The 21,123-nt window shown below is 38.5% G+C and carries 13 protein-coding genes and 1 other RNA gene; 9 read left to right on the top strand and 5 right to left on the bottom strand.

From position 1 onward, the window contains the following. The first annotated feature begins 162 nt into the window (after positions 1 to 162). The 8 genes from ggt to HL290_RS09945 all read left to right on the top strand — a co-directional run bounded on the left by ggt (position 163) and on the right by HL290_RS09945 (position 14,491). Complete coding sequence (gene ggt, locus HL290_RS09980) at positions 163 to 2,148, top strand: gamma-glutamyltransferase (RefSeq protein WP_198496350.1); 1,986 nt, start codon at positions 163 to 165, stop codon at positions 2,146 to 2,148. Positions 2,149 to 2,308: 160 nt separating this feature from the next. Next, positions 2,309 to 2,667, top strand: a transfer-messenger RNA (tmRNA) gene (gene ssrA / locus HL290_RS09975). Positions 2,668 to 2,756: 89 nt separating this feature from the next. Further along, positions 2,757 to 5,033 carry a type I restriction-modification system subunit M gene (locus tag HL290_RS09970; protein WP_198496349.1) on the top strand — a complete coding sequence of 759 codons (2,277 nt, stop codon included), beginning with the start codon at positions 2,757 to 2,759 and terminating at the stop codon, positions 5,031 to 5,033. Then, positions 5,033 to 6,424, top strand: coding sequence for a restriction endonuclease subunit S (locus tag HL290_RS09965; protein WP_198496348.1), 1,392 nt, complete (start codon positions 5,033 to 5,035; stop codon positions 6,422 to 6,424). Before HL290_RS09970 ends, HL290_RS09965 begins: the two co-directional genes overlap by 1 nt. Next, positions 6,421 to 9,678, top strand: a complete 3,258-nt coding sequence (locus HL290_RS09960) for a type I restriction endonuclease subunit R (protein ID WP_198496347.1) — start codon at positions 6,421 to 6,423, stop codon at positions 9,676 to 9,678. Before HL290_RS09965 ends, HL290_RS09960 begins: the two co-directional genes overlap by 4 nt. 147 nt (positions 9,679 to 9,825) lie before the next feature. Beyond that, positions 9,826 to 12,045 (top strand): McrB family protein, encoded by a 2,220-nt coding sequence (locus HL290_RS18665; RefSeq protein WP_227602219.1) that lies wholly within the window; start codon positions 9,826 to 9,828, stop codon positions 12,043 to 12,045. 8 nt (positions 12,046 to 12,053) lie between these two features. Next, positions 12,054 to 13,370 (top strand): McrC family protein, encoded by a 1,317-nt coding sequence (locus tag HL290_RS09950; RefSeq protein WP_198496346.1) that lies wholly within the window; start codon positions 12,054 to 12,056, stop codon positions 13,368 to 13,370. A gap of 170 nt (positions 13,371 to 13,540) precedes the next feature. Continuing rightward, the gene (locus HL290_RS09945; RefSeq protein ID WP_198496345.1) at positions 13,541 to 14,491 is read left to right on the top strand and encodes a hypothetical protein; all 951 of its coding nucleotides are present in this window, start codon (positions 13,541 to 13,543) and stop codon (positions 14,489 to 14,491) included. A gap of 5 nt (positions 14,492 to 14,496) precedes the next feature. Here the strand turns inward: HL290_RS09945 and HL290_RS09940 are convergent, their stop codons facing one another. From HL290_RS09940 to HL290_RS09920, 5 genes are all read right to left on the bottom strand, one after another. Further along, on the bottom strand, positions 14,497 to 14,799 hold the full coding sequence (locus HL290_RS09940; protein ID WP_013198683.1) for a hypothetical protein: 303 nt from the start codon (positions 14,797 to 14,799) through the stop codon (positions 14,497 to 14,499). A 285-nt stretch (positions 14,800 to 15,084) separates the two neighbouring features. Then, positions 15,085 to 15,369 (bottom strand): hypothetical protein, encoded by a 285-nt coding sequence (locus HL290_RS09935; RefSeq protein WP_013198682.1) that lies wholly within the window; start codon positions 15,367 to 15,369, stop codon positions 15,085 to 15,087. 646 nt (positions 15,370 to 16,015) lie between these two features. After that, positions 16,016 to 17,362 carry an OprD family outer membrane porin gene (locus HL290_RS09930; RefSeq protein ID WP_198496344.1) on the bottom strand — a complete coding sequence of 449 codons (1,347 nt, stop codon included), beginning with the start codon at positions 17,360 to 17,362 and terminating at the stop codon, positions 16,016 to 16,018. 78 nt (positions 17,363 to 17,440) lie between these two features. Further along, positions 17,441 to 18,826, bottom strand: a complete 1,386-nt coding sequence (locus tag HL290_RS09925; protein ID WP_045434717.1) for an MFS transporter — start codon at positions 18,824 to 18,826, stop codon at positions 17,441 to 17,443. Between the two features lie 172 nt (positions 18,827 to 18,998). Continuing rightward, positions 18,999 to 19,943 carry a dihydrodipicolinate synthase family protein gene (locus HL290_RS09920; protein ID WP_003653186.1) on the bottom strand — a complete coding sequence of 315 codons (945 nt, stop codon included), beginning with the start codon at positions 19,941 to 19,943 and terminating at the stop codon, positions 18,999 to 19,001. 185 nt (positions 19,944 to 20,128) lie between these two features. Here HL290_RS09920 and HL290_RS09915 point away from each other — a divergent pair, with 185 nt between their 5' ends. Next, on the top strand, positions 20,129 to 21,019 hold the full coding sequence (locus HL290_RS09915; RefSeq protein WP_198496343.1) for a LysR family transcriptional regulator: 891 nt from the start codon (positions 20,129 to 20,131) through the stop codon (positions 21,017 to 21,019). Positions 21,020 to 21,123 lie beyond the last annotated feature (104 nt).

The following is a 21,123-nucleotide window of genomic DNA, read 5'->3' as shown; positions in this document are numbered from 1 at the left end:
AAGCAAGGAGGCTTAATACAGGGCACAGGATAAAACGCCCTTAAACATTCAATATTATAAAACCTTATTTTTATCAAAGATTAAAAAAACTTAATACCTGAAAACAAAGAAGCTTGCATGGCAATTGCATGGATAGGCAGGCGTATATATTGGAGTTATCACGTGAATAAAAGATATTCATTTTTGTTCAGTAGTTTATTAGCAGTCGGTTTATTACAAGGATGTGGAGATGACTCCTCGTCAGATCAGCCCAAGGATGATTCAAATACAACCCCACCCAATTTAATTGTAGATAATGACCCCACCAGTTGTAGCAAACTGGCACAAGACGGTTCAAGCGTGGTGGTCGGTTCAAACCAAAATGGTGACCCAGCAGCACCTGAAGGAGCATCGGGTTATAGACTCGGTAACACGGTTAAATACGCAGATAAATATATGGTAGTGGCAAACACGCCACTTGCGGTAAAAGCGGGTTGTGATGTTTTAAGAGCAGGCGGTAGCGCAGTCGATGCAGCCGTTGCGGTACAAGCGGTGCTCGGTTTGGTCGAGCCACAATCGAGCACCATTGCTGGTAGCGGTTTTATGATGTATTACAATGCCAAAACCAAAAAAGTCACGGCGTATGATGGTCGTGAAACAGCACCTGCCGCAGCCAACGAATATTATTTAATTCGCCAAGATATATATGATCCAAATTCACCAGCGCCTGTACCAAGTGCCCGCCGTAGTGGTCGCTCGATTGGTGTGCCGGGTGTAATGCGTTTGCTCGAACAAGCACAAAAAGAACATGGCAAACTCAAGTGGAACCAGCTTTTTGGTGAAGCGATTGGTTTAGCCGACAATGGTTTCCGCATTCCGGGCCGTTTGGCAGATGCAATTGCAAGCAATGCAAATAATTTAGCGCTTGATGCAAATGCAATGGCAATCTATTTCTACCCAGATGGTTCACCTCGTAAAGTGGGCGAAACCATGACCAATAAAGCCTATGCAAAAACCCTAGATGCACTTGCCACGCAAGGCGCAAATGCACTGCACACTGGTCCAATTGCCCAAGCGATTGTGGCAAAAGCAAGCCAAACACTAGGTGATGACCCAGCAAGAACTCCAATTACCCCAAGTTTAATGACCTTGCAGGATTTATCGAACTATCAGGTTAAAAAACGCGACCCGATTTGTACGACATACCGTGACCGTTACTATGTTTGTACCATGCCGCCTCCATCTTCGGGAGGGATTGCGGTTGCGCAAACGTTGGGTATTTTAGAAAACTTTGATATGTCGCTTTACCCACCTAAAAAACCTGAAAATGAAGGTGGTGTGCCAGATGTAATGGGCGTGCATTTAGTGTCTGAGGCAGAACGTTTAGCCTATGCTGACCGCGATAAATATGTGGCAGATACTGACTTTGTTGCTTTACCAGCACAGGGTGTTGCAAGCTTTATTGATAAAAATTACTTAAAACAACGTGCAGCACTGATTAACCCGAACCAGAGTATGGGCGTTGCGCCAGCGGGTAATTTCAATCCAGCTTCGGGTGTCGACACCACTGTTGAACACGGGACAACTCAGTTCACAATTGTAGATGCCTATGGCAATGTGGTTTCAATGACATCGACGGTTGAATCAAGCATGGGTTCATTCCACATGGTGGATGGTTTCTTGCTGTCGAACCAGTTAACTGACTTTAGCGCTAACCCGCTTGATAGCACTGGGGCACTGGTTGCCAACCGTGTAGAAGGGGGCAAACGCCCACGGAGTACCATGGCGCCAACCTTAGTGTTTAAAGGCACCACGCCAGATGAGTTTTATATGGCAACAGGTTCACCAGGGGGCGGTACCATCATTCAATATGTGGTTAAAACTTTGGTGGGTGCGCTGGACTGGAACTTAAATGCGCAGCAAGCCACCTCGCTTGTAAACTTTGGAGCGACCAATAGTAAAAACACCAATGTGGATAGCTCGAATGTGCAGCTTTCTTTAGTTGACCTGATTGAAGGCTTAAAAGCAAAAGGGCACGGCGTTGCTAACACTGCACAAACCAGTGGTATTTCAACGATTATGAAAGTAAATATTAATAATCAAAGTAAATACGCAGGTGGGGTAGACCCACGCCGTGAGGGTATTGTTTTAGGCAATGGTGCTTTATAGACCAAACTTTAAAAAAAGCTGTCATTTTTGGCAGCTTTTTTATGTGGCCCTTGAAAAAAACAAAAGGCTCTCCATTATGTAAATATGTTCATCAGTAGCGGACTGTTGATAAAATGCACAGTATTTTATTTTAGTTATGCTATGATGCTCATACATTCATGGGGATGTTATTGGCTTCGACGCTGGTGATGAAACTCATAGATGCATGCCGAGAGCGCATTTTCTCTCGTAAATCAAATTTGCATATTTTAGTCGCAAACGACGAAACTTACGCTCTAGCTGCCTAAGGGCAGTTTGTCCGCTTCCTAGAATACTTGTGGTTTAGGAACCCGACCGTAGCGCACGCACACAAGTCCGTATAGAGTCAAGCCTCGGGGCTTTATACCAAACTTAGAGGATCGCAACTTGTACCCTGTTCGTCGGGTCACAAGGTGTTAAAACAATAGACGATATCTAAGCATGTAGTATTCTCGAGCGTAATGCTGGCGGACGCGGGTTCAACTCCCGCCATCTCCACCAAAATTCGTGAAAAGCCCCAAATTTAATTATTTGGGGCTTTTTTTATTGACCAATTAAAATTAACGGTTGTACACAAGGTTTTAGTAAACATGACAAATACAAACTTTTCTCAGGTTGCTGCTTTTATTTGGTCTGTTGCTGACCTATTACGAGGGGATTTTAAGCAGTCACAATATGGGAGAGTAATTTTACCTTTTACATTACTACGCCGTTTAGAATGTGTATTTGAGTCTAGTAAAACCAGTGTCTTAGAGGCAAATGAGAAAGTGAGGGCGATGCCTTTACCAGAAGAAGCAAAAGAAAAAATGTTATTAAAGGCAACAGAGGGCCTATCTTTTTTTAATACCTCAGAGCTCGACTTGAGTAGCCTAGGGCAAAAGAATATTCGAGCAAATCTTGGTAATTACATCCAACACTTTTCAAAAGATGCACGTGAAATCTTTGAACATTTTAAGTTTGATGAATTTACGGGTTTACTGGATGATGCAAACTTACTTTATAAAGTCGTTCAGAAATTTGCTTCAACCGATTTAAGTCCAGAAAATATTTCTAACCATGATATGGGCTTAGTATTTGAAGAGCTTATTCGACGTTTTGCTGAAAGTTCGAATGAAACCGCAGGGGAGCACTTTACTCCACGAGATATTGTACGACTCACCACTGGCCTCATTTTTAGTCAAGATGATGATGCCTTAAATAAAGAGGGTGTGATTCGGACTATTTATGACCCTACTGCTGGAACAGGTGGTTTCTTATCTTCGGGTACAGAATATGTCTATGAACATAATCCTGAAGCGGTGATGCGTGTTTTTGGTCAGGAACTTAATCCAGAGTCCTATGCTATTTGTAAAGCAGATATGCTAATTAAAGGACAAGATGTCCGTAATATTAAGCTAGGAAATACATTATCTAACGATCAGCTCACTTATGAAAAGTTTGACTATATGCTGTCAAATCCGCCATTTGGTGTGGACTGGAAAAAGATCGAACAAGAGATTAAAGATGAGCATGAACAAAAGGGCTTTAATGGTCGCTTTGGGGCAGGCTTACCGCGTGTGTCTGATGGTTCACTCTTATTCCTAATGCATTTGATTAGCAAAATGCGAGATGTGGATAGCACAGGTCAAGGCAGCCGTATTGGTATTATTTTAAATGGTTCACCTTTGTTTACAGGTAGTGCTGGCAGTGGTGAAAGTGAAATCCGTCGTTATATTTTAGAAGCGGATTTGCTCGAAGCAATTATCGCCTTACCAACGGATATGTTCTATAACACAGGTATTGCGACCTATGTTTGGGTGCTTAGCAATAAAAAAGAGACTGAACGTAAAGGCAAAGTGCATTTAATTAATGCAACAAACTTGAGTTCAAAAATGCGTAAATCGCTTGGTTCGAAACGCAATTATCTGACTGATGTAGAAATTAAAACCATTACTCAAAACTACGGTGCATTTGAAACTGTCGATACGTTGACTTTAGATGGCGAAAGTGAACAGCAAAAACCTTTCTCAAGCAAAATTTTCAATAGTTATGAGTTTGGCTATCGTCGAGTCACCATTGAACGTCCGTTACGGTTATCCGCACAACTGTCTGATGACCGAATTGCAACTTTACGTTTTGCGCCTAAGCCATTTAATACCGTGATGCAAAACGTCTATGAAAGCTATGGCAAAGATTGGACTGAAACGAGCTATGGACAATTGAGTGAAGATGCTCAAGTTGAAATTCGTGCGTTGATTAAAGCTGAATTTAGCGAACTAAAAGAAAAAGATATTAAAACTGTACTTGAACCAAAACTCTGGTTAGAGCAACGAGCTTTAATGCGTAAAACACTAGCCTTGCAAGCTAAGACTGGTACAGCACAGCATGATGATTTTAATGCCTTTGATGAGTTGCTCAAACAGGCTTTAAAAGACACTAGCATTAAACTTGAAGCGAAAGAAAAAAAGCAATTCTTGGATGCCATTACTTGGAAAAATCCTGAAGCCGAACCTGTGATTAGTAAAGTCATTAAAGGTGTCGATAATCCACTATATGGTCAGTTTAGCTATAAAGGTAAAGTGGTTGAGTTTGTGCAAGATGGTGATTTGCGTGATGCAGAGAATATTGCTTTAAACCCTAGTGTAGATACTACAGATTTAATCGAGCCTTACTTTAAGTGTGAAGTACAACCGCATGTGCCTGATGCGTGGATCAATGCTGATAAGCGTGATGCACAGGATGGTGAAATTGGCATTGTGGGTTATGAGATTCCGTTTAACCGTCATTTTTATGTGTATGAACCACCACGAGCTTTAGCCGAGATTGATGCGGATTTGGATGCAGTCAGCCGTGAAATTATGGCACTTTTACAAGAGGTGCATTCTTAATGGCGAAGTATCAGAAATATGCTGAATATAAAGACTCGGGTGTTGAGTGGTTGGGGAAAGTGCCTGAGCATTGGGAAGTAAAAAAGATTAAATATTTAGGCTCAATCCTAAATGGCTATGCTTTTCCAAGTGATAGTTTTACCGATGAAGGAATAAAAGTATTAAAAATCTCAAATATACAAACAATGTATCTAGATTGGTCTGATTTATCATTTGTAAGTGAAGAACAGGCAAATAAACTAGTGCAATTTCTTGTTAAAAAAGGGGATTTAGTCTTTGCTCTTACTCGACCGATTATTTCAACGGGGATTAAAGCAACTTTAATGGATTTAGAAGAAAAAATTCTTCTTAATCAGCGCAATGCAATTTTAAGACCCAATAATTTATGTGTTCAAAAATGGCTGTACTATATGATTTTGAACCAAAATTTTGTTCAAGAATTTAATAATCAAATTGATAAAACTGGACAGCAACCTAATATATCAACAGTTTCTATAGGTAATTTAGCTGCTTTTGTAGCACCCATTGAAGAACAATTAAAAATTGTAGATTTCCTCGACCATGAAACCGCAAAAATTGATACCCTCATTACCAAACAAGAAAAGTTGATTGAACTGCTTAAAGAAAAACGCCAAGCGGTAATTAGCCAAGCGGTGACTAAAGGCTTAAATCCAAATGTACTAATGAAAGATTCAGGTGTGGAATGGTTGGGGAAAGTGCCTGAGCATTGGGATGTAAAAAAGATTAAATATTTAGGTTCAATCTTAAATGGTTATGCTTTTTCAAGTGATAGTTTTACCGATCAAGGAGTAAAAGTATTAAAAATCTCAAATATACAAACAATGTATCTGGATTGGTCTGATTTATCATTTGTAAGTGTAGAGCAGGCAAACAAACTAGAGCAATTTCTTGTTAAAAAGGGAGATTTGGTCTTTGCACTTACTCGACCGATTATTTCAACAGGGATCAAAGCGACTTTAATGGATTTAGAAGAAAAGATTCTTCTTAATCAGCGTAATGCAATTTTAAGACCCAATAATTTATGTGTTCAAAAATGGCTGTACTATATGGTTTTGAACCAAAATTTTGTTCAAGAATTTAATAATCAAATTGATAAAACTGGGCAACAACCTAATATATCTACAGTTTCTATAGGTAATTTAGCTGTTTCTGTTGCCCCCATTGAAGAACAAGTAAAAATCGTAGAATTTATTGCTGAAAAAGTTGAACGTATTGATGTCTTAATTAAAAAGGCTGAATCAGCAATTCAACTTATGCAAGAACGTCGTACAGCACTTATCTCAGCAGCCGTAACAGGTAAAATAGACGTTCGTAACTGGCAAAATTCTAATAAAAATAATAATCAAGATAACATGGAGTTAAGTGCATGAGATCAGATGCAACTTTAGAAACGATTTTTCAACAAGACATCATTATGCAAATGCAAAGCCACGGTTGGCAGGTCGGTTCGCCACAAGGTTATAACCGTGAAAAAGCCTTATACGAACAAGATATTTTAGACTTTGTACAAAAGACCCAGGACTTCGAGTGGCAAAAATTTAAAAGCATATTTCCAAATGATACGGAACGTCATTTTTTAGATACCGTAGTGGCACAGCTTAAAAAAGCGGACATTAACGCTACCGATATTGAATCCCGCAGTTACGGGACTTTGGGCGTATTGCGCCATGGACTAAAAACTCGAGGTACACGCTTTTCATTTTGCCAGTTTAAACCTGAACATGGTTTAAATCCTGAACTCAATGAAATTTATAAACAGAACATCTGTCGTGTTGTGCCTGAGTTGGTCTATAGCCCATATGCCAACAAAGCCGAACTCGAAGCGACAGGTAAACAAGCAAAAAAATGGCGCATCGATTTAGTCCTGTTTATTAATGGTTTTCCTGTGGCAACGCTGGAGCTCAAGTCAGAATTTAAACAAGCCGTGCAAAATGCCATGGCACAATACAAAAAAACACGCCTGCCAAAAGACCCTGAAACCAATAAGACAGAACCATTAATAACTTTTAAACGTGGGGCTTTGGTACATTTTGCGGTGAGCCAGTATGAAGTCTATATGGCAACCCATCTCAATGGTGACAATACTTATTTCTTGCCATTTAACAAAGGTACTAAAGAGCAAGGGGCTGGTAATGATGTACCTGACGATAAAAATGAATATGCAACAGGTTATCTATGGAATGAGGTTCTAACCCCAGACAGCTTGCTTAATATTATTGGTAACTTTATTCATTTACAGATTGAAGAAAAAGAAGATTGGGAAGGGCGTAAATATAAAAAAGAAAGTCTGATTTTCCCACGTTATCACCAATGGAAAGTCGTGACCAAATTAGTCGAAGACTCCTTGGCAGAAGGCACAGGACAAAAATATCTGATCCAGCACAGTGCGGGTTCAGGTAAATCTAATTCAATTGCATGGACCGCGCATCAACTGTCTAGCCTATATGATGCTAACAATAAAAAGATGTTCGATTCAGTGATTGTAGTGACTGACCGAACGATTCTCGATGCACAGCTACAAGATACGATTTATCAGTTTGAACATGCTGACGGTGTGGTCGGACGAATTAATAATAAAGAGGGTGATGGTTCTAAATCTGAGAAATTGGCAAAAGCTTTAGAGATGGCGCAGCCAATTATTATTGTGACCATTCAAACTTTCCCATTTGTACTGCGTGCTATTGAAAATAGTACCAGCTTAAAAGAACGTAAATATGCCGTAATTGCCGATGAAGCACATTCTTCGCAAAGTGGCTCAACTGCACGACAGCTCAAAGAAACGCTGATGCTTGAGGAGCGTGATGAAGATGATCAGCTTACTTCAGAAGATGTATTAGATGCGGTCATGGCTTCACGTAAAGGTAGCCAGAATTTAAGTTTCTATGCCTTTACCGCAACCCCGAAAGATAAAACCTTACAACTGTTTGGACGCTTGCCGAATCCAGAGCTACCGCCGTCTAAGAGCAATAAGCCTGAAGCCTATCATGTCTATTCCATGCGCCAAGCGATTGAAGAAGGCTTTATTTTGGATGTATTGAAAAACTACACCAACTATAAAGTCATTTATAAGCTCAAGCAAAAGATTGAAGAAAAAGATGATCCGGTTGATGCCAAGAGAGCCAAAGTTAAACTCAATCAATGGGTACGCTTGCATGACCACAATATCTCGCAAAAAGTTCGTGTGATCATTGAGCACTTTAAAAAGAACATCATGGGGTTATTGAATGGTCAGGCAAAAGCCATGGTGGTGACCAGTTCACGTAAAGAGGCAGTACGTTATAAACAAGCCTTTGATAAATACATCACCGAACAGAAATATACACACATCCAAGCCATGGTGGCATTTTCGGGTGAAGTCGAGTTTAGTGAGAATGATGCCGATAGCAGTCATTTGCTTGGACAGAAATTTACTGAAAGCAATATGAACTCGAACTTGAAAGGGCGTGAAATGCGTAAGGCATTTGAAAGTGATGATTTTCAAGTGATGATTGTGGCGAATAAGTTTCAAACTGGTTTTGATCAACCAAAGCTCTGTGCCATGTACGTGGATAAAAAATTAGGTGGTGTGGAATGCGTACAAACGTTATCACGTTTAAATCGTATCTATCCTAGTAAGGCAGAGTCGGGCACATTTGTACTGGATTTCTTTAACGATCCGCAGGATATTTTGGATGCGTTCCAACCCTATTATCAAACAGCTGAACTGGCAGATGTCTCAAATCCTGATATTGTGTATGACTTAGCTGAAAAGCTTAAAGCAGCACGTATTTTCCTCATGACTGAAGTTGAGCAATTTGTTGATGCTTTCTATAGCAAAAATAAATCGAATGCTGCACTCGCCAATATTTGTAAACCCGCGATGCAACGTTGGCAGCAAAGCTATACGAAAGCAATCAATGATTATGATGTGACAAAAAATCGTTTGGAAATTACTAAGCGAACTGGCGAACCCGTTTTAATTGCCAATGCTGAAAATGAATTTGCCGAAGCGAAAAAAGCGCGTGATGCTCTCGAAATCTTTAAAAAGGATTTAGGTAGTTTTACGCGCTTTTATGAGTTTATGTCACAGATCGTGGAATATAACGATAAAGAACTCGAAAAAATCAGTTTATTTGCTCGTAACTTACGTCCTTTATTGCGTGAGCAAGCAGCTGATGAAGATGTGATTGACTTAAGTAATGTTGCTATGAGCCATTATCGACTCTCTAAGATTCGGCAGCAGGATATCCAACTTAAAGCCAATAGTACTGAACATAAATTAGAACCAGCTAATGATTTGGGTACGGCAAAGCCAAAAAATAAAAATGAAGAATTTTTATCAGTCATCTTGCAGCGTGTAAATGAAGTATTTATTACCGATAATCTGACAGATCAGGACATGATTAATTATGTGTATACGGTAGCAGACAAGATGTCTGAAAACACTAAAATGATGAAGCAAATTCAAAATAATACTCGTGAACAAGCAATGTTGGGTGAGTTTGATAGTGCTTTAGATGATGCAGTTTTAGGCAGTAATACTGCACATAATGAACAAACTATGCAGTTGATGAGCGATCCATCTAAGATGCGCCAGTTTGCGAATATTATTTATGATGTATTAGCGAGTAAATCTGAGCTTTAGAAGTTAATTTTTAATTTAGATGGTTTTAGTATAGGGGAATAAATAAGCATGAGTGGGTATTTCCGATATGATGTATTAGCGAGTAAATCTGAGCTTTAGAAGTTAATTTTTAATTTAGATGGTTTTAGTATAGGGGAATAAATAAGCATGAGTGGGTATTTCCGAGAAGAACATTTTGAGTTATTGCGAAAGTTACAAAACCAATTAAGAAATAAAAATGATAATGCTCAAGATATAGCATATGGAACACTAAAAGAAGCTAATAGTTTAACTAAGGTTTGGGCTGAGGAAATTATAAAAAAACAATTCCCATTAGGAGTGTTAGATTTCCGAAATAGTCCACTTGATCAAAGCAGAAAATTTAAACCTTATACATGGGCGAAAATTTATCCTGAACAAGATTCTCCAAAAGAGTTAGCCTTGACTGTAGGCATAGATGGAAATTTAGGATTTATTGTTAAAATAGATACAGTTGGTGCTAGTAGTAAGTTACGTAATCAATATGAACAAATAAGAGGTGAATTTAATAATAATTCATCAATAATTTCTATTTTGTCAATTGAAGAGGGACTTGCAAAATCTTTGGAAGAGTTAATTGAATGGAGTGTAAAAAGTATTCAAAAATTTAAATTAAGTTATCAAGATCTTTGTAAAGAATTAGCCTTAAATACACTTCAAAATAATTCAATAGTTACCACTCAAGAAGTTCTTGCATATTTAAAAGCTAGATACCCTCAGTCGGAACAAAAAACAAAGTACATTTTTCTATGTGTAAATAAACAATATAAAGAGTTAGCACTAGAAACAAAAAATCTTAATACAACTTCTGTACGTCTATTTATATCTGACAAACCACCTAGCACAATTATAGAGGATACAGAATGTCGATTTATTAATAGTCAAACTTTGCCTAATTCGAACTTAGAAAAACATACTAATACTTTAAAAAAAACAAATGAATACTATCAGATATGTCCCAATAGTATTGAACAATTGAAATCACTATGTGATTGGTATGAATTAGATGAGAATAGTAAAAGTAACCCTGTAAGGATAGTTCGTTTGGGAAAATCAAATATGACAATAGATACTTCTTTGAATCGAATTCTTTTCGGTGCTGCGGGTACTGGTAAAACCTTTAATACAATCAACCATGCGCTTTCAATTATTGAAGGTAAGTCACTTGAAGAATTAAAAGATGAAAAGCGTGAAAAATTAAAAGAAAGATTTGAGGAATATAAAAATGAAGGCCGAATTAAGTTTGTAACGTTTCATCAAAGCTTTAGTTATGAAGATTTTGTGGAAGGAATTCAAGCTGAAACTGATGATCAAGGGAATTTAACATACAACGTAAAATCTGGAGTTTTTAAAGATATATGTAAAAATGCTACAGGGGTTTCTCAACAATCAGAATCTATAGATGAAATAGTAGAAAAATTTCTCGATGAAATTACCGAAACTCCATTAGAACTCTATACTCAACAAAATAAAAAGTTCAACGTAAGTTATGTTGGTAGTGGTGTAACCCTACAATGTCAGCCATTAGCTTCAGAAGCGAAAGCTACTTATTATGCAAATATAGGTAAAATTAAAAGCTTGCTTTCAGGTGAGCAAATTGAGGATGCTTATAATCGAAGCTATATAAAAGCAGTCGCTGAGTTTTTAAAACCTAAAGTAAAACCAGTCCAAATCAATAAAAATGATCAGAATCACGTTTTGATTATTGATGAAATTAACCGTGGTAATATTTCTCGAATTTTTGGTGAACTTATTACTTTGATTGAGGATTCAAAACGTGCTGGAGCTAGTGAAGAGTTATCAGTTGTTTTGCCATACTCGAAGAGAGAATTTACAGTACCAAATAACCTCTACATTATCGGTACGATGAATTCTTCTGACCGCTCATTAACAGGTTTAGATATCGCATTGCGTCGTCGTTTTACCTTCATTGAAATGCCACCGAAACCAGAGTTATTGGCAAAAGTAACGGTTGATGAGGTTAATATCCAAAAATTATTAACTATTATCAATCAACGTATTGAAATATTGCTTGATCGTGATCATTGCCTAGGTCACGCTAATTTTATGAGCCTAGAGCAACAGCCAACTTTAGACAATCTCTCAAACATTTTTAAGCAGAAAGTTATTCCACAGCTTCAAGAATATTTCTTTGATGATTGGGCAAAGATTAATTTAGTTTTAAATAGTAATGGAATGCTTAAGCCGAAGCCTGTAGAAACATCAGTGATATTCCCAAATGTGGATTCTGAGGACTTAGGATACTTTGAAGATAAAAAAATTTGGGAATTGGTGCCGACTTCATTTAACTCTATTGAAAGTTTCAAAAAGATTATTCAGCACGAATAGGGGCGAAAATGTCTGATCTGATAACTGTCAGAGAATATGCATACATTAGCATTGCACATATTGGATGTCCTGAATCAACGATAGACCATGCTTATATTTCTGCATCTGCTTTTGACCATTTATGTGAACTTTCGGCTTCATTTTCTAAGCATGGTGCAAAAGTATTTGAATTAGCTGGGCGTAGAAAGCTCAGACTAGATCAATATGTTGGAGTCATCGAAACCAAGTGTGGTACGCGTATTGAAATATTGCCCAAGCATGTTGATATAACTCTTAATGAATCCAATGAAACTGCGATTGAAAAAGAACGTGAGCTCTTAAAAAAGATGCTCAAAGTATCTTTACATTTACCATATCGTGATGCTGGGGAGGCTAGCCTAAGTCGTTTTAAACAACCTATACATGAGTGGATCATAGATCAGTTTCTTTGTAATTTTGAAAAACTAATTCAACGCGGTTTACGCTTTGATTATCATCGTGTGCAAGAAGAGCAAAAGTACTTGAGAGGGCAATTACAGCATGTGAAACATATGCGACAATCCCCAGCAAGAAAGCATATTTTTCCTATTGAACATGACATCTATGAAGTTGATCGCCCTGAGAATAGGTTGATTAAAACAGCATTAGATGTCGTTTGTAAAAAAACACGAAGTTCTAAAAATTGGAAACTTGCTCAAGAGCTTCGCTTAATGACTGGGGAAATTGCAAAGAGTCAAAATATAGTTCAAGATTTCAAGCAGTGGCAGTCAGGGCGTTTACTCGCACTATATGCAGATATAAAACCATGGACTGAGTTGATTTTAAGTGAATATATGCCTGTATCTACTCAAGGTGGTTGGCGTGGGATGAGCTTACTATTTCCTATGGAAAAACTTTTTGAGCATTATGTTGCTTATCATTTACGTCGTGAGTTAAAGGAGTGGGATGTAAAAACACAAGTATCGAATCAACATATTTGTACTTTTAATGAAAAACCACTTTTTAGATTGAAACCGGATATTTATATTCAGCACAAGCGTTCCCCGTACAAAATTATTTTAGATACCAAATGGAAATTATTAGATCAAAATGATCGAAATCGACGCTTTGGATTGAAAGATAGTGATGTGCAACAAATGTTTGCCTATAGTCATTATTATTTAGACCATGCCAGTGAAGTAATTCTAATTTACCCTTATCAGAAAAATAAATTTGAAGATGAAATGTGCTTTAAATTTAATGTTCAAAATGATCAAGCTATGCTGCGGGTTATTCCATTTAATTTAGATAAGCCATATGACTTTATAAAATCTATATCTTTATCAAATTTTGAGAGTGAAATTTAAAACTTAAGTTATTGATAAGAGAGATATATATCGGATAGTTTCTGAATTGTATGTGAAAACATACTCTGAAATTTGGGGAAATTTCAAAACATGATTACTCCGCTGGGGAGCGGTTTAAGAAAAGGGTAATCATTCATTTTTAAATAATTTATAAGATTTGGTTAGATCAAATGAACAACTTAATAATGAGATTTTTAAGTAATCTGGGGCAGTGGCATGAAACAGCACTCACAACGACTAAAGCCATTATTGCTATAGGTGTACTATGCTTAGTCGCATATTTAGTGACGATTAGCTATATCCCTTCGGAAATTAGTTTTGGTGATACGCTCATTTTTTTACTAATTTTTGTAGCATGTTCTATTATTTATGCGGGGCTAAGCACAATATTGTTTTTCTTTGGTATTTCCTTAGTTCCATTGACATATGTCATCTTTAGTGTGGTTGATAAGTATTTACCACCCCATATCAGAATTGGACAAAAACTGCCATTTCCAAAGATTAGCATTACCACATTGGCTGCATCCCTTTATCTGTTATATGTTATTCATAGTTTGTTTTTACTGCATTGGAAAATCAATCTTTACATAGGTATTACCGTATTTTTTATTGCCTTTACTTATTATCCTTTTTATATCAACCGACAGAAGATTAAAGAATTTCGTATAAAGTTTGAGAATTTACAAGATATTATTGATGACTCAGGTGCAAGTGACCATCTTAAAACATTTGCAATAAAGAAATTCAAGAGATTAGAAACGCATATTAATGATAGCTTACAAGTCGCCATTATTTTGATCTTGATACCACTTGTTCCCATGTTTTTTATTGAAGAGGTTGGTAACACGTTTCTAAATTATGCCATGCAAAAAACTGGTGTGAGAGTAGAAAAAGCGACTTTATATATCAAAGAGCCTTATGCCAATTTAATTGAATTACCAAAAACGACTACTAAAGAACTGAGTCAGTATAAAACCTTTATTTTTAAAGATGTTAAAGTGTTATTTCAGGGTATTGGTAAAAGTACTTTAGTTTCTTACAAAGTGAAAGATATGGAAAAGCAGTTAGTGATTCCTAATGACTATATTACTGTAGAGCGAAGTAAGAAAATTGAAGAGTAATTCAATTATAAAAAATAAGAAATAGTTAGAATTATGAAAGCAAGGATGTAAACAATTGCTATTGTTGTTCTAGCCATAGCGTTTGCATCACTACTTTTTTCCGTAAGTGGAGGGAAAAGTGGTAATGCTGCATTTTTTAAAATAAAGAATATTAAGGCGTACCCTGCAATAAGTGAAAATACATATTCAAATCCCAACTTTCCCTTAAAGTAAGCAATTAAAGCCATTATTAACATGAATAGGGCTAAGCTCATTAAAAGATATCTCTTAGAGGGAGAGTCTTTTATAAAGAAATCTTCAATTGACATAGGAATGGCTCGCTTTTGAAATATTAAATTTTAGATGAACATTTTTTTTTAAATCAACGAATTAATTTTTTTGAGCATTCTTTCTATGTAAAAATAATAGACTAAATTTTTTGATTGACATAGATACTTCAAGACAAATGGTAGGAACTAATCTTTAGAAAAGGAAGTAATGAAATCATTTCCCCCCCCCCAAGGCCCCTGTGCCACAACAGAACTTTAATTTTTTGCGCTGATTTAAAGTCATCCACCATTGCGACACAGAGATAAGGGAGCTAAGCCAAACGCTTAGCCCATGTCGTTTTTATCGCACCGCCGCATCACACTAAAAAAAGTAGGGGCAAAGTCCTGTGGGAGAGCAGGACTTTGCAAACTGACATGTTCTAGACGTTGCATGAGCTTATGCGAGTAAACTTGTTCAAGCCTTTGGTATATACAGTCGCAACTGGCTTGGGTGTGCCCACCCGACAGGCAAATTTCTTCAAAATCCTGCTGAGTGTGAATGTCGCAACCAGAAACACCGTAATCGCCTATTAAAAGGCTTAAAGCCAAAATAGGTTTATAAAGTTTCATATTATTCTCGTGATAATTTTCACTAAGTTATTAATAAAAAATAAGCCGCTTATATTTAAAGTCTTAAAATCATTTTTAAAGGGAATAGTTAACCCACCTGTAATACAGGAAAATAAAATGATTAAAATTTTAAAATAAAATTATTTATAAATTTAAAATATTTTAGGTGAGAGAAAGCCTAAATTTTAAATAAATAAAATTACGAGAGAGGATAGGGGATTAATATAAAAAATGGCATGGTCAACTCCTAGAATTTATGGAGCTCTACCACCAAAGATCACCGTCAATTGATTATGGTGGTAGAACGGAAGAGGGTTGACAGACTGGGTATACAAACCAGCACGCGCAAGCGCGTCCCCCTCCCGTCCTACCGCAACGGTAAGGGGGAGGTGCAAGTTGCGCACAAGTCTCATACTCAGGGAGTATTTACCTGATACGCTGTATACTCGGTCTGTCAAAACCGACTGGCAATGTAGGCCAGCGAGACCATAATAATCATAAGTTTTTAACAGGTCAATTCAATTTAAATAAAATATTATAAAAAATTAAAATATAAATTTATATTTTAATTAAACTCAAAAGTTTATCGATTTAAATCGGTGAATTAATAAAAATAATAAAGTTAAACTAAACGTTTAACCTGCACTTAAAATGTATAACGATAATTAATAAATACACGGTGCTGGTCCCAATCTTTCCGAGTCATGCCATTTATTTTTTCACCTAGGTTTGCATTTTCAAACTTCGAATCATAATGCAAAAATGAATAACGCACATCTAAGTTTTTTACCCACGGCAACGCATAACTCACCGTAAAGTCAAAGTAACGCTCTTTACCTTCAATATCACTGCTGATATTACTTTGGTGAGCGCCAAAGCCATAAATATACTTCGCTTCGGTTTTTAAACCTTTCACGTAGTCTTTCCAGTTATATTTCAGGCGAAGGGCAACAGCGGTTTCATCGTTATTGGTAAAGTCTGGGCCAATGGTCGCAGAGGTCGGAAACGGGTTGGTGCCGTGGTCTTGTGTCAAAACCGAGTTGCGGTCGGAGTGCACGGCAAAGTTATCTTCAATCCAAAAACCATCAAACTTTGAAACGGCAATGCCACCTTCGAGATTATTCTTGGCCACATTTACATCGACAAAATAACCATTCCCACGGTTGTTAATGTCTTGGCCTTTGACACAGTCCAGCTCGGTTTCGGCACCACATTTAAACAGCTTGCCATCGTCACGCGAGAAAAAAGCACCTGTATTGAATGTCCACACCAAGCCATGCAAGGGCAACTTATATTGAGCAATCGCCCCGTACTTTTTTAAATAATCTTTGCTATTTAAATATTCGGCATTCACGCTCCAGTTTTTATACTGGTATTTGGCACCAAGCAAACCGACATAATCAATGCGTTCGTCATTTTCAGTCACCAGCTTTTCAAAACTATCCATGCTGCGCGGTTTCCAGTGGTCATAGTAAGCAATGTAAGTTTGTAGCTGATCATTCAGTTGAAACTGACCACTCGCACCCGAAAAAGTGTCGGGCACTGCGCGGTTATTGGTGCTTTTAAGCAAGAGTGAGTCTTGCAACTGACGGCCTAATTTAATTTCGCCTTTATCGCCCAGTTTTGCCTTAATGTAGAACTGTCCTAAAGTCGCAAAGTTTTGATCGAGCTTGCCGTTATTTTCAACCTCTAAAAGCTGAGCGCTCGGTTTGCCTGAGTCAAATAACTTGGTGACTGCATAGAGTGAACCATCTACCCCAAGCCAGTCCCAAATGTACGGTGACTGATAATTTAACTCAAGCCCTAAGGCGCTTTGTTCATATTCACTCGACGAAGGCGAAGGATTGGCAAGCGTGGGGTGGGCAGTGCCTTTATTGTTCCAGTAACGGGTGTTAAGTTTTAATTCTAACTTGCCAAATTCTTGGGGAAGCTCTGCATACGCGTTGTTCACACTGCCTAAACCAATACAGCCCCATAGCAAATATTTATTCATTTTAAATTCCTTTTTTAAGCATGAATAAGCCCTTTGCCTAACGCTGAGGTTAGGCAAGCTTTTTATGAAATGGATGAATTAAGGAGAGAGTTTTTCGAGCACTTGACCCTTGGTTTCAATGGCAAACAAGAAGGTCACAAGGCCACCAATGAGCGCCACAACCGCCAGCACACTAAACACATATTGAATGCCGTAGCCACCAACCACCAGACCGACCATAACAGGCCCAATTGCAGAGCCGGCACGTAACCAAGCGGTACTAAAACCAATGCCCATCGCACGTAGGCGAGTTGGGTAAAGTTCGGCAGCGTAAAGGTATAAAGAGAATGAAATGGTTTGCAAAATGGCATAGCTCAGCGTTGCCAAAATCACCACTTCCATCGCCGATTTTGCACCTAAAATCGATAGGCTCATGAGAGGAATAATTGCCAAGAAAAACGCTGCACTGTACCAAGGACGGCGGCCGACTTTATCAATCATTAACGCACAGATAATAGAGGCAATCACACCCACACCTGAGGTAATCCAGCCATAACCTAAACTGGTTTGAAGCGATAGACCAAAGTGTTGTTTGTAGAGAGATGGCAGCCAAGTCACCATGGCATTGTTAATCATATAGACGCAGAACCACATACCCCACAGGGTAAAGGTACGTTTGCGGTAAATGCCTTGGAACAGCTCACGCCAGTCGGTTTTTGCCATGGCTTGAGGGTTAATGTCTTTAACCACAGGTTCAGGCAAAGTTTTACCACTTTTAATCGCACCGTCTTCAAAACTTTTGACAACTTTATCGGCTTCTTTAAAACGGCCTTTTGAAGCAAGCCAACGTGGTGACTCAGGCAAGAAAAACCGTAAAGGAATCACCAGTAAAGATGGAACGAGGCCCACAATAAACATGACTTTCCAGCCATAAATTGGCATCAGGAAAAATGCTGCCATGCCTGCGAACATAAGGCCCATCGGGAATAAAACTTCATAGAGCAAGAAAAACTTACCGCGCTTTTCTGCACCAATAAACTCGTTAATATAGGCACTGGCAACAGGTACTTCACCACCTGTTCCTATACCTTGTAAGAAACGGAAAATTAACAGAGACATTCCGCTCCACGCAAACAGACAAGAAATGTCCATTGCCACAAACAGTAAAATGGTAAAAGACAGTACTTTTAAGCGACCGACTTTTTCGGCAAGTGAACCAAAAAAGATGGCACCGACCAGTTGACCGACATAGCCCGCGGCAATGATCGCACCGACATAGGCAGGGGTGAGGTGCCATTCGGTAATGAGTTGGGGTAAAGCAAAGGCAATCGCAAGAACAGTATAGGCGTCAAAAAAGGTCGCTATACCAATGGTAATTCGCATAAATTGCAATCGACCGGTCACAGGAAGCCGTTCGAGTCTTGCAATAATTTCCGCATTTTTTTGATGATGACTAATTGGTTCTACATCCGCTAGATTTGTCATCTTCTATCTCCTTATGACTACATTCCTCGTAGTTTTTTTGTTCTATTTCGCACTACCTGTTCACCACAGTTTGCATGCTTTTTATTATTATTTTTAAGTGACATGCCCGATGTTTGGCCTCAGGCAGCGTACAGGAAAAAAAGGCTAGCGTACATGCTAGCCCGAATAGAATTTAAGCAACGGCTTGGGTTAAATCGACCTTGCCAATTCCGGCTTGACGCATCGCATCATGAATTTCTTGCTCAGCACCATCTGCGAGTGGAAGCAATGGCGAACGCACAGTGGCATGGTCCAAAATTCCGCGAGCAACCAATGCATGTTTAAGCGCGACCGTGCCTTCCATGTGTGAACCACGGTGATAGACATTGCGAGTCACTGGTAAAAGTTGGTCGTGAAGTGCACGTGCTTTGGCATAATCTTTGGCTTTACCTGCTTTAATCATTTCAATTAAAAGCTCAGGGGCAATGTTGCCATAGCCAACCAAAGCGCCGTCTACATCAAACATGGTGTGAAGCAAATATTCATCGTGGCACGTCAAAATCTGTAAGTCTGGACGTTCACGGCGAATAATTGGAATTTCAACATCCCAACGGCGCATGTTACGCACACCATTTTTCATGGCAAACACACCCGGCTGTGCAGAAATATCGAGTAGAGTTTCTAGGTCGTAAGTGGCCTTCGTTGCATCTGGATATTGGAATAAAATAGATGGCAAACCACTTTCTTCGTAAATCGCTTTATAGCGGTCTTGTGGTGCACCTTTTTGATAGCCAAAACGCAACCAGCCATGTGACGGGTAGATTAAGCCTGCCGAAGCACCCGCGCTCACTGCACGTTTTGCTTCTTCTGCTGCAACCGAAGTACCTTCGAGCGTAATCCCTGCGATTACCGGAATTTTGTCATCTACTGATTTAACAAAGCTTTCGATGACCTGCATTTGTTCTTTTTGCGACAAGAATGTTCCTTCACCTGCATGCCCAAGAACAACCAAGCCTTTCACACCATCAATGCTGCCTAACCATGAACCTAAACGTTGAATTGCATCATGGTCTACTTGTCCATCACGGGTAAAAGGAGTCACAGGTGCTGGGGTTAATCCACGTAAATCTAAACTCATAATCGTACTTCCTATACAGTGTAATTAAATATTCTCTGGTTCTTAATCTGACTTAAATCGTGTTGTAGAGAACATGATTGGAGTATAGAAATAGGCGAGCTATGTAGGAATTACCAATTCTTGAATTTCAGTTATACTGAAAATGTATAGCTCAAAAGCGCTAGTTTACGATTTAGGAAGAATCGATGAATTATGATTTATGGAAAATATTTTTAGACGCAGTGGAACTCGGTAGCTTAAGCAAAGTCGCAATGCTGCATAACACCAATCAACCGCAAATCAGTCGGCAAATGAACGAACTTGAAGCCCAATGTGGCGGTCGTTTATTTAACCGAACCGGACGAGGCGTCGAACTCACCGATTTAGGCCAGCATTTACTTCCTAAAATTCGTTCATGGTTGAACGTGACCGACCAACTTAATAATGAAATTTTGCACTCGACCGATACACCGATCGGGACGGTTCGTATTGCCAGTTTGCCGTCTACTGCACATCCGTTGTTATCGACCCTCTATAAAGTGCTTCAAGAGAAATATCCCTTAATTAAGCTGTCTGTGCGTGAAGGGCAAGGGGTACATTTAGAAAAATGGCTTGAAGATGGTAGCGTCGATTTAGCCATACTCTATCGGTTTAACCCGACGCCTAAACAGGGCGATGTCTATCTTACCGAAGCCGATACCTATTTGGTGGGGTGTGAAGGAGATGAGTTAACTCAGGCAAATGAAGTCGACTTTAAAGCAATAAATCAGTTACCGCTGGTCACGTTTTGCAGGCCAAGTAACTGGCGAAACTTTTTAGACCACATGGCTTATGAAAATGGGGTAGAGCTGAATATTGTGTTTGAAGCCGACTCGATTAGCTTGCAAACGCATTTGGTTGCTGAATCTGGCATTTATACTATGCTTGGGCCACAGGCTTTAAAAAAGGCCAGCCAATACACCTCAATTCAAGCGGCAAAAATTATGAGTCCCGAGCTAAAGCGCTATATTTCTTTGTCTATTTCTAAACATGGTTATTTAACGCCTGCTTGCAAGGCAGTGATGGAAGAAATTAAAAATCTGGCTCATTTGCTTTAAGAGAAGTCCAGCAAAGTAAGGGGGCAATTAATTCAATTTATTAAACAGTGATTTAAGTTTTACTTGAATTATTGCTTGACTTGTTTAAATGATAATTATTATCA

This window comes from Acinetobacter sp. AC1-2, assembly GCF_016124155.1.
Taxonomy (GTDB): Bacteria; Pseudomonadota; Gammaproteobacteria; order Pseudomonadales; family Moraxellaceae; genus Acinetobacter; species Acinetobacter calcoaceticus.
The sequence above is the reverse complement of the archived record's forward strand: the minus strand, read 5'-3'. Positions and strand labels throughout refer to the sequence as shown.

Coding starts and splice junctions, on each gene's coding strand:
- HL290_RS09970 (WP_198496349.1), top strand. CDS start 2,757: ATGACAAATACAAACTTTTCTCAGGTTGCTGCTTTTATTTGGTCTGTT.
- HL290_RS09965 (WP_198496348.1), top strand. CDS start 5,033: ATGGCGAAGTATCAGAAATATGCTGAATATAAAGACTCGGGTGTTGAG.
- HL290_RS09960 (WP_198496347.1), top strand. CDS start 6,421: ATGAGATCAGATGCAACTTTAGAAACGATTTTTCAACAAGACATCATT.
- HL290_RS18665 (WP_227602219.1), top strand. CDS start 9,826: ATGAGTGGGTATTTCCGAGAAGAACATTTTGAGTTATTGCGAAAGTTA.
- HL290_RS09950 (WP_198496346.1), top strand. CDS start 12,054: ATGTCTGATCTGATAACTGTCAGAGAATATGCATACATTAGCATTGCA.
- HL290_RS09945 (WP_198496345.1), top strand. CDS start 13,541: ATGAACAACTTAATAATGAGATTTTTAAGTAATCTGGGGCAGTGGCAT.
- HL290_RS09940 (WP_013198683.1), bottom strand. CDS start 14,799: ATGTCAATTGAAGATTTCTTTATAAAAGACTCTCCCTCTAAGAGATAT.
- HL290_RS09935 (WP_013198682.1), bottom strand. CDS start 15,369: ATGAAACTTTATAAACCTATTTTGGCTTTAAGCCTTTTAATAGGCGAT.
- HL290_RS09930 (WP_198496344.1), bottom strand. CDS start 17,362: ATGAATAAATATTTGCTATGGGGCTGTATTGGTTTAGGCAGTGTGAAC.
- HL290_RS09925 (WP_045434717.1), bottom strand. CDS start 18,826: ATGACAAATCTAGCGGATGTAGAACCAATTAGTCATCATCAAAAAAAT.
- HL290_RS09920 (WP_003653186.1), bottom strand. CDS start 19,943: ATGAGTTTAGATTTACGTGGATTAACCCCAGCACCTGTGACTCCTTTT.
- HL290_RS09915 (WP_198496343.1), top strand. CDS start 20,129: ATGAATTATGATTTATGGAAAATATTTTTAGACGCAGTGGAACTCGGT.